Genomic DNA, 8,315 nt, shown 5'->3' with positions numbered 1-8,315 from the left:
CCTGCCGGCGACTTGGCCCGGGTAAGCTCCAACGCACCCGGCCGGTGACCTATTCCCGCAGGTCATCTACAGGATGGAAGTTCCGTGCGAATCGAACGGCGTGCGGCCCGGCTTCATTCCCGTCACGACTCACCCGCGCGGGCAAGGGTAGGGGCCGGGGCGTGCTAGGACTGATCCACCTTGCACAGCCTTTCCACAAGGAGAAGGGGTAGGAACGGGACGTGACTCGACAGGGGTTCCCTCGTGCCCTGATCGTGCTGGTCTGTGCCGCGGCCGCAGTGATCACCCTCGCCGGCATCCAGGCGGTGGGCTCGATCGTCGGCCCGGTCGTCCTGGCGCTGACTCTCGTCATCGCCGTCTCCCCGATACGTGGCTGGCTGGCCCGCCACAAGTCTCCGGTGTGGCTGCAGGTGGCCGTTCCCCTCGCCGTGGTGCTGCTGGTCCTGCTCGGCATGGTCGCGGTGCTCAGCCTCGCCGCCGCGCAGCTCGCCATCCTTGCTCCCACGTACGCGGACCAGTTCAACGCGATGGTGGCCGACCTCCAGCACTGGGCGGCGGGCCTCGGCTATGGGAGTGAACAGCTCAACAAGGCACTGTCGTCGCTCGATTTCGGGAAATTGATCGGCGTCGCGCAGAGCGTGTTGAGCAGCCTTCTGGGAGTGCTGTCGAGCCTGTTCCTGATCGTCGTACTGCTGCTGGCAATGAGCCTCGACGCCCCGGTGTTCGCCCGGATCGTGGACGCCGCCTCGGCCGAACGGCCCGCCCTCGCCCGTGCGCTCAAGAGTTTCACGTACAGGACCCGCCGCTACCTGATCGTCTCGACCGTCTTCGGCCTCATCTGCTCGGTCCTGGACGTCATCGCGTTGTACGTGCTTGGCGTGCCGCTCCCGCTGCTGTGGGGGGTGCTCGCTCTCATCACGAACTACATCCCGAACATCGGGTTCATCCTGGGCCTCATCCCGCCGGCGCTGCTCGGCCTGCTGGAAGGCGGGCCCAAGACGATGCTGCTGGTGATCGTGGCGTACATCGCGATCAACGTGGTGATCCAGTCGTTCATCCAGCCGAAGTTCCTGGGTGACGCCGTGGGGCTGTCCACCACGGCCACGTTCCTGTCGCTGATCGTCTGGGCGTGGGTGCTCGGTCCGCTCGGCGCGCTGCTGGCGATCCCGCTGAGCCTGCTCGTCCGTGCCCTGCTCGTCGACAGCGATCCGGACGGCGCCTGGGCCGCCGCGCTCATCTCCGGCCGGTTACCCGAACGCTCCCCGGCATCCCACCCCGAACAGCCCGACCCGCAGCCCGAACAGCCCAAATCCGGGTAAGGCCGTCCAGCCGCGCCCGGCTCTATCCGCACGACACGGAGCGTCTGCGGGGTGCGCCGCGGTGCTCCGGCTTAGGGTCTGATCATGCGGCGATGGGACAACGACGAGCGTCTCACCGGGATCGCGGACGCCTCGGCGATGGAGCCACAGGTGTCCGCCCTGCTCGACGCGATGGCACGAGACGGTTGGGTGGCGGAGGAACCCGAGGTGCATCTGCTTCCCCACCTGCGCCGCGCGTGCGGGTCGGAGTGGCTGCTGACCGGTGAGCGCCTGCTCGACGACGGTGTGTACGAGGTGACGGTGTCGCTTGCCGGAGACAGGGAGGGCGTCCACGTGCTCCGCGACGTGATCCGGCTGCTGTCGGCGATCGCCGAGACCGTCTTCTTCGTACGGCAGGCCGCGCCGGGCGTGTTCGAGTGCGTGACCGGAATGCTCGACGGCGACCCGCCCGGCTTCAAGAGCCACGGCCACATGGTCCGTCTCATCGTGACCTGAGACCGGCGGGACCCCCGCCTCAGGCGGCGGGGACGGTCTTCTTCTCCCCCGGGACCGGCGTCGGTATGGTCGCCGCGTGCCTGCGGCGCCACGGGATGGCCGCGATCAGCACCGGGAGGAGCACCAGCGAGCTGATCGCCCAGGGCGCGTGCAGCTCGCCCCACTTCGGCCCGCTGAACTGGGTGAGCACGATGTATCCGACCGCGGCCCACAGCGTGCTGCCGAGGATCGCCGGCCAGGCCCAGCGGGTGGGCCGGGCGACCAGGAACGGCATGAACCACAGCAGATACTGCGCGCCGAGGCGCGGCGTGAAGACCATGAAGGACAGCAGGATGGCGATCGTGACGTCGACCGGGTCGGCCTTGCGCCACCAGACGAGGCAGGCGACGATCGCGGCGTAGATCATGTACTGGCCGATCCTGGCCGGGATCGGGTCGAGGTTCCAGTTGCCGCCGCTGACCAGCGCGGTCCAGCCCCAGTCGCCCGTGATCGGACGGACGTCGCTGGGCCGCAGCCCGATGGTGTTGAGCACCTCGGGCAGTTGCCGCCACTCCGTCCAGCCGCCGATCGGGAGCGTCAGCAGGAAGAACATCGGCGAGACGCCGGTCGCGACCAGCGATACCAGGCGGCTGCGCAGCCCGGGCAGGAACATCAGCAGGGCCGGCACGAGGATCACCGGCCAGCTCTTCGCGCAGAGCGCGAGCCCCATGAGCAGCCCCGCCCACACGGCCCGGCCCGTCGCCGCGCGGTCCTCCGGCGACGGGTGGACGATGCGCCGCACGATCTGTCCCGGCGAGATCCAGGGCAGCGGCAGGTCACGGTTCGCGAGCCGCAGGCGGGCCCACGGCAGCGGCTCGGGCCGCCGCCAGTCGCCCGGGCCGCGTGCCACGACGTACGCCGCGACTCCGAAGACCAGGGAGACCGGCTCGACCTGGCCGTGCACGGAGGCGACGAGGATGGCGAGGGGGTTGCAGGCGTACTGGAAGGCGCGCAGCTTCTCGGTCCGCGCCCCGGCCAGCTTGCCGACCAGCGGGATCAGCACGACGTCGGCGACGACGGTGACGATGCGGCCGGCGTACTCCCACGGGATGCCCAGCCACAGCAGCAGGCCGTACATGTAGGGGATCGTCGGGAGGAAGTGCCATCCGCCGTTGCTCTCGAGCACCGGGTCGCGGTGGTCGAGGATCGCCACGCCGGCCGGCTGGAAGCTGTTGACGTAGTCGACCGGCTGCCACTGGGTGTCCCTGGCCGACAGAACCATGATCAGCACGCGTACGGCGATGCCGAGCGTGAGCGTGACGGCCAGGGACGGCCGCCAGCCCTTCCATTGGGCGACGAGCGCGAGCACGACGCCGGCGACGAGGACGATGCTGGTGGGGATCGCGTATTCCATGACGATGCCAAGCCTGCCTGACGAATGGCAAAACAGGCGACTCGATCCCTGATTCGGCGACCCGGCCATCGCAATCCGTCACGATTCGGGGTATTGTGACCACGCAGCGTTACATCCAGGAGACTTCGATGAAAATTCGCCTGTGGATCACCCTGGCCGTGGCCGTGATCGTCGGGATGCTGATCGGCCTGCTCGCCCCCACGCACGGGGGCGACCGGCGCGGCGGGTAGGGGGGTCGTCCCCGCCGGCCGGCCGCCTGCTCATGGGCGCCCGACTCGGATAGGCGCGCTCACGCCTCTCGCGGCGGCGAGGGATCCGGTCCGGCGGGCCGTGCCCGGATCCCTCTCACCGTCGGTACGAGGCGGGTCAGAAGCCCGCGGTGATCCTGGTGAAGTCCCAGTCGTTCTGCGCGATGCCGCTGCAGTTCGACACCACGCCGCCGCCCGGGCAGCCGCGGTCGCGGTTCACCGCCCAGAAGGCGAGCCGGCCCAGGCCATGCGAGTTGGCCCAGTCGCGGATCTGGGTCCAGGTGGCCACGGAGGTGAGCTCCTGCTGGTCGGACAGGCCGTTCATGCCCGAGATGCCCATGTGGGCGTACGCCTGGGCGTCGGTCCAGCCCCACGCCGTCTTCAGCGCGTTCTTCAGGCCCTCGGCCGCGTTGACGGTGTTCTGGTACATGTTGGCGCCGCCGCCGAAGTCGAACGGCATGATCGTGTAGTTGTCGATGTTCACGCCCAGCGCCTTCGACTGGTTGATCAGCCGCGTGCCGTAGTAGGTCGGGCCGGTCGTGCTGGTGCCGAAGGTGACGACGACCTTGACGTTCGGGTTGTTCTGCTTGACGATCTTCAGCCCGCCGAGGATGCGGTCCTGGACGGCCTCGTTCTCGAACTCGTCGGTGTTCTCGATGTCGAAGTCGACCGCGGCCGGGTTGTAGGCGTTGATGACCTGCTGGACGGCCGAGGCGAAGGCGGACGAGCTGGAGCAGTTGGGGCCGAGCTTGTTGCCCTGCCAGCCGCCGAAGGAGATCTGGACGTTGCCGCCCGCGGCCTTGATCTGCGAGATCGCGGTGGCGTCGACGCTGCCGGACAGCGGGCGGGAGCCGTCCCACGCCGGGGTGCAGCCGCCGCCGGAGAGCATGAAGGCCATCGTGAACTGCTTGACCCCGGTGGCGTTCATGACCGTGGCCGGGTTCGGCGGGTTGCCCCAGCCCTCGTACAGGTACGGCGCGCCGGGCAGCTTGCCGCCGCCGCTGGTGCAGCCCGTGGTGGTGCCGGTCACCGAACCGCTCGCCGCGGACTCGCCGTTCGAGTTGTACGCCTTGACCGTGTACGTGTGGGTGGTGCAGGTGCCGAGGCCGGAGATCGTGGCGCTGGTGCCGCTGACGGTCGCCTTGACCGAGGTGCCCTCGTAGACGCGGTAGCCGGTCACCGTGCCGCTCGACGCGGACCACGACAGCGAGATCGACGAGTTCGTGGTGCCGGTGACGGCCGGGTTGCCCGGCTTGCCCGGCGCGCCGGCCGGAGGCGTCGGCGACGGGCTCGGGGACGGGTTGCCCCCGCCGCTGACCTGCTTCCAGAGGGCCGGAACGTTCGGCGGTTCCCAGCCGGTCAGGGACGTGTGCGCCTGGATGCACTCGTAGTCGACGCCGTTGTAGGTCACCCGGGCGCCGATGGCGTACCAGGTGTTCGGGGCCCATGCCGGGTAGGCCAGCATGACCACGCTGTTCGGGGCCGCCGAGGCGGACGCGGTCGTTCCCGCGATCAGTCCGGCGACGGCCAGGAGGAGGGAGGCGAGCAGGGCGACCAATGCCCTGGCGCGCCGGCCCGTACCGAAGCGAAGCTGCATTCTTCCTCGCAAAGGTGGGTGGGGGGTGGGTGGGGGGATCACTTCAGGGCGTCGAGATACGCCCTGTGGGAGCGGGAGAATTCGGAGCCCGTGTACTTGTCCCAGTTGACGGACCAGGCCATCAGGCCGCGCAGGCCGGGGAAGACACCATGCGGCCGGTAGGAACCGCAGCCCGTCCCCTTCGCCAGGCAGCCGAAGGCGCTCTGCACCTCGGCGGTGCTCGTGTAGCCGTTGCCGGCGTACGGCGCGGCCGGCAGGCCGATCGCGACCTGGTCGGGACGCAGCGGCGGGAAGGTCGCGCCGCCGGCCACGGGGAAGCCGGTGAGCAGCATGTCGGTCATGGCGACGTGGAAGTCGGCCACGCCCATCGTGTGGTACTGGTTGTCGAGGCCCATGATCGGCCCGGAGTTGTAGTCCTGGACGTGCAGCAGGGTGAGGTCGTCACGCAGCGCGTGGATCACGGGCAGGTACGCCCCGGAGCGGGCGTCGGCCGTGCCGTTCTGGCCCGGGCCGTAGAACTGGTAGCCGAGCTGGACGAAGAACGTCTCGGGGGCCATCGTGAGCGTGAACTTCGCGCCGTACCTGGCCTTGAGCGTCTTGATCGCGGAGATGAGGTTCACGACCACCGGGGTGGTCGGGTTGCGGAAGTCGGTGTCGCCGGGGTTCAGCGACAGCGAGTGGCCCTCGAAGTCGATGTCGAGGCCGTCCAGGCCGTACCTGTCGATGATCGCGGCGACGGACTGGACGAACTTGTCGCGGGCGGCGGTGGTGGTGAGCTGGACGATCCCGTTCTGGCCGCCGATCGAGATCAGCACCTTCTTGCCGGCCGCCTGCTTGGCGCGGATGGCCGCGACGAAGTCGGCGTCGCTCTCGACGTTCGGGCATTCCGTCACCGGACAGCGGGTGAACCGGATGTCGCCCGAGGTGGGCGAGGTCGGCTCGCCGAAGGCCAGGTCGATGACGTCCCACGCGTCGGGGACGTCGGCCATCCGGACGTAGCCGGAGCCGTTGGCGAACGAGGCGTGCAGGTAGCCGACCATCAGCCGCTTCCCGCCCGGCGGCGGCGGGCTCGGCGAGGTCGACGGTGAGGGCGAGGGTGATGGCGACGGCGACGGGGATGCCGACGGGCTCGCCGAGGGTGAGGGGGACGGGGAGGGCGAGGGCGAGGGTGGGGTGCCCGGGCCGTCGAGGACGACGTCGTCGGCGTAGTAGGCGCCCTGGCCGTACCAGCCGTTGACGTAGATCGTCACACTCGTCGTGGACGACCCAGTGGTGAACGACGTGGACAACTGCGACCATGACGACCCCGGCGATCCCCACGTCTGGGCGTTCACCCCGGTGCCCGTCGCGCCGAGGAACACGTAGTTCCCCTGCACCCACGCCGACAACGCGTACGTCGTGGACGGCTTGACGCTGATCGTCTGCTGGCACCGGGCGTAGTCGCCGCCGGCCGGAGTCGCCGACAACGCCTTCGACCCGCCGTGCACCGGACTCGACACCACCTGCGCAGAGGACGCGCACGTCCACCCCGACAGGCCCGACTCGAACCCCGGATTCGCCGCGATGTTGGCGGCACGGGCCGGGCCGGTGAACGTCGCCGTGAGCAGGCCGGCGAAGGCGAGGGACGCCGCCGCGCCCAGGCCGATGAGCTTCTTCATGTGCCTCATCCCGTGTACGAAGCGAAGATCTTGGAGAACTCGTAGGGCGACTGGGGGATGTTGGTGCAGGAGTAGAGCGCCCCGGTGCAGGCGTTGCGGTCGCGGGTCATCTCCCAGAAGGCCAGCAGGCCGAGGTGCCTGTCCTTGGCGAAGGCCACGAGCTGGCGGGCGTCGTCCTGGTTGTAGATCCGGCCGTCGTCGTTCTGGCCGAGCATCGGCGTGACCCCGACCATCCGCCACACCTGGGCGTCGGACAGGCTGGGATACAGGCTCTTGAGCTGCGCGAAGGTGCTGTTGGCCGCCTGGACCGCCGCGTCGCCGTAGTCGACGGACTGGTAGTAGTCCATGGCCATGACGTTGACGGCGTCGAGCCTGACTCCGGCGTCGCGGGCGGACCGGACCACGTTGAGGCCGTCGGCGGTCAGGCCGTTCGGCAGCACGGGCAGCGTGAGGGAGATCTTCAGGTCGGGGTGGGCCTGCTGCAGCCGGGCGAGCGCCTGCGACCGGCGGGCGATGGAGGCGGGCTCGGCCGCCGCCGATCCCTCGATGTCGAGGTCGATGTACTTCAGGTCGTAGGCGGTGACGACGGCGTCATACTCGGCGACCAGCGCGTTCACGTCCGTGCACGCCTGGGCGAGCTCGATGCCGGTCGCGCCGCCGAAGGACACCTTGACGTCCCCGCCGCCGGCCCTGATCGCGTCGATCTGGTCCTTCGCCCACTTCTGCCGCGGGTCGTACGCGTTGAACCACATCGCCTTGCAGCCCGACGCGGTGACGAACGCGAGGGTGAAGCTCTTCAGGCCGGAGGCCGAGGCCATCGCGCTCAGGCTCGGCGTCGGCCAGGCGCCCATGTCCACGTACGGCGCGGTGCGCAGGGCCCCTGGCACGGGCGGGGGCGGGCTGGGAGACGCGCTCGGGGACGGGCTCGGAGACGTGCTGGGGGACGCGCTCGGTGAGGGGGACGGCGAGGTCGTGACACCGTCGCACGAGCCGCCGTTCAGGCGGCAGTTCGCCGGCTTGCCGGGGCCGCTGTTCACCCAGCCGAACGTCGTGGAGGCGCCGGGAGCCAGGCCGCCGTTGTACTCACGATTCTTGAAGGTGTAGTGGTCGCCGGAACGCGTCATCAGCGCGTCCCAGTAGGACCCGACCGTCGAGCCCGCGGGCAGGTCGAACTCGACCGTCCAGCCGGAGGTCGCGGCGGTCCCGGTGTTGGTGAGGGTGTAGCGGCCCTGGTAGCCGGAGCCCCAGTCGGAGTCGGCGGAGAAGACGGCCTTGACCGTGGCGGCCTCGGCGGGCAGCGCGACGAGAGCGAGCGCGAGTGCGGCGATCGCGGCGAGCGCACGCCAGACGTACCTGGTTTGCATGGACACAACCTCTGTGGGGGGTGAACGGGGAGGTCATGGGAATCCGTACGGCCGGCGCCTGACGGAGGCGGCCGATCGGAACAGCACCGGCCGTACGGCACTCAAGGGCGTCTGGTGACGGGACGCGAGAGGAAGACGCTAGGGGTGATGAAGGGCCATAGTCGGCTCCCGGTCGTTCTTTTAGGAAAGTTTCCTAAGAGTTGTACGGATCGTAGCTTCGCGGTCGCTGGTTCACAAGACC

6 protein-coding genes are annotated in these 8,315 nt (G+C 69.5%); 2 read left to right on the top strand and 4 right to left on the bottom strand.

Annotation, left to right across the window (positions count from 1 at the left end):
* Positions 1–221 precede the first annotated feature (221 nt).
* Together Msi02_RS34920 and Msi02_RS34915 are read left to right on the top strand one after the other, a co-directional pair.
* Positions 222–1,319: an AI-2E family transporter gene (locus Msi02_RS34920; protein WP_204052097.1), complete on the top strand. Its 1,098-nt coding sequence runs from the start codon at positions 222–224 to the stop codon at positions 1,317–1,319.
* A gap of 84 nt (positions 1,320–1,403) precedes the next feature.
* Entirely contained in the window at positions 1,404–1,814 is a 411-nt protein-coding gene (locus Msi02_RS34915; protein ID WP_204052096.1) for a hypothetical protein, read from the top strand.
* Between the two features lie 19 nt (positions 1,815–1,833).
* Here Msi02_RS34915 and Msi02_RS34910 read toward each other — a convergent pair whose 3' ends face one another.
* From Msi02_RS34910 to Msi02_RS34895, 4 genes are all read right to left on the bottom strand, one after another.
* Positions 1,834–3,207: a hypothetical protein gene (locus Msi02_RS34910; RefSeq protein WP_204052095.1), complete on the bottom strand. Its 1,374-nt coding sequence runs from the start codon at positions 3,205–3,207 to the stop codon at positions 1,834–1,836.
* Positions 3,208–3,573: 366 nt separating this feature from the next.
* Positions 3,574–5,052: a carbohydrate-binding protein gene (locus Msi02_RS34905; RefSeq protein ID WP_204052094.1), complete on the bottom strand. Its 1,479-nt coding sequence runs from the start codon at positions 5,050–5,052 to the stop codon at positions 3,574–3,576.
* 38 nt (positions 5,053–5,090) lie between these two features.
* Positions 5,091–6,710 carry a chitinase gene (locus Msi02_RS34900; protein ID WP_239109016.1) on the bottom strand — a complete coding sequence of 540 codons (1,620 nt, stop codon included), beginning with the start codon at positions 6,708–6,710 and terminating at the stop codon, positions 5,091–5,093.
* A 5-nt stretch (positions 6,711–6,715) separates the two neighbouring features.
* Positions 6,716–8,074 carry a cellulose binding domain-containing protein gene (locus Msi02_RS34895; RefSeq protein ID WP_204052092.1) on the bottom strand — a complete coding sequence of 453 codons (1,359 nt, stop codon included), beginning with the start codon at positions 8,072–8,074 and terminating at the stop codon, positions 6,716–6,718.
* Between the last annotated feature and the right edge of the window lie 241 nt (positions 8,075–8,315).

It is taken from the genome of Microbispora siamensis (genome assembly GCF_016863095.1).
Classification (GTDB): Bacteria; Actinomycetota; Actinomycetes; order Streptosporangiales; family Streptosporangiaceae; genus Microbispora; species Microbispora siamensis.
The sequence above is the reverse complement of the archived record's forward strand: the minus strand, read 5'-3'. Positions and strand labels throughout refer to the sequence as shown.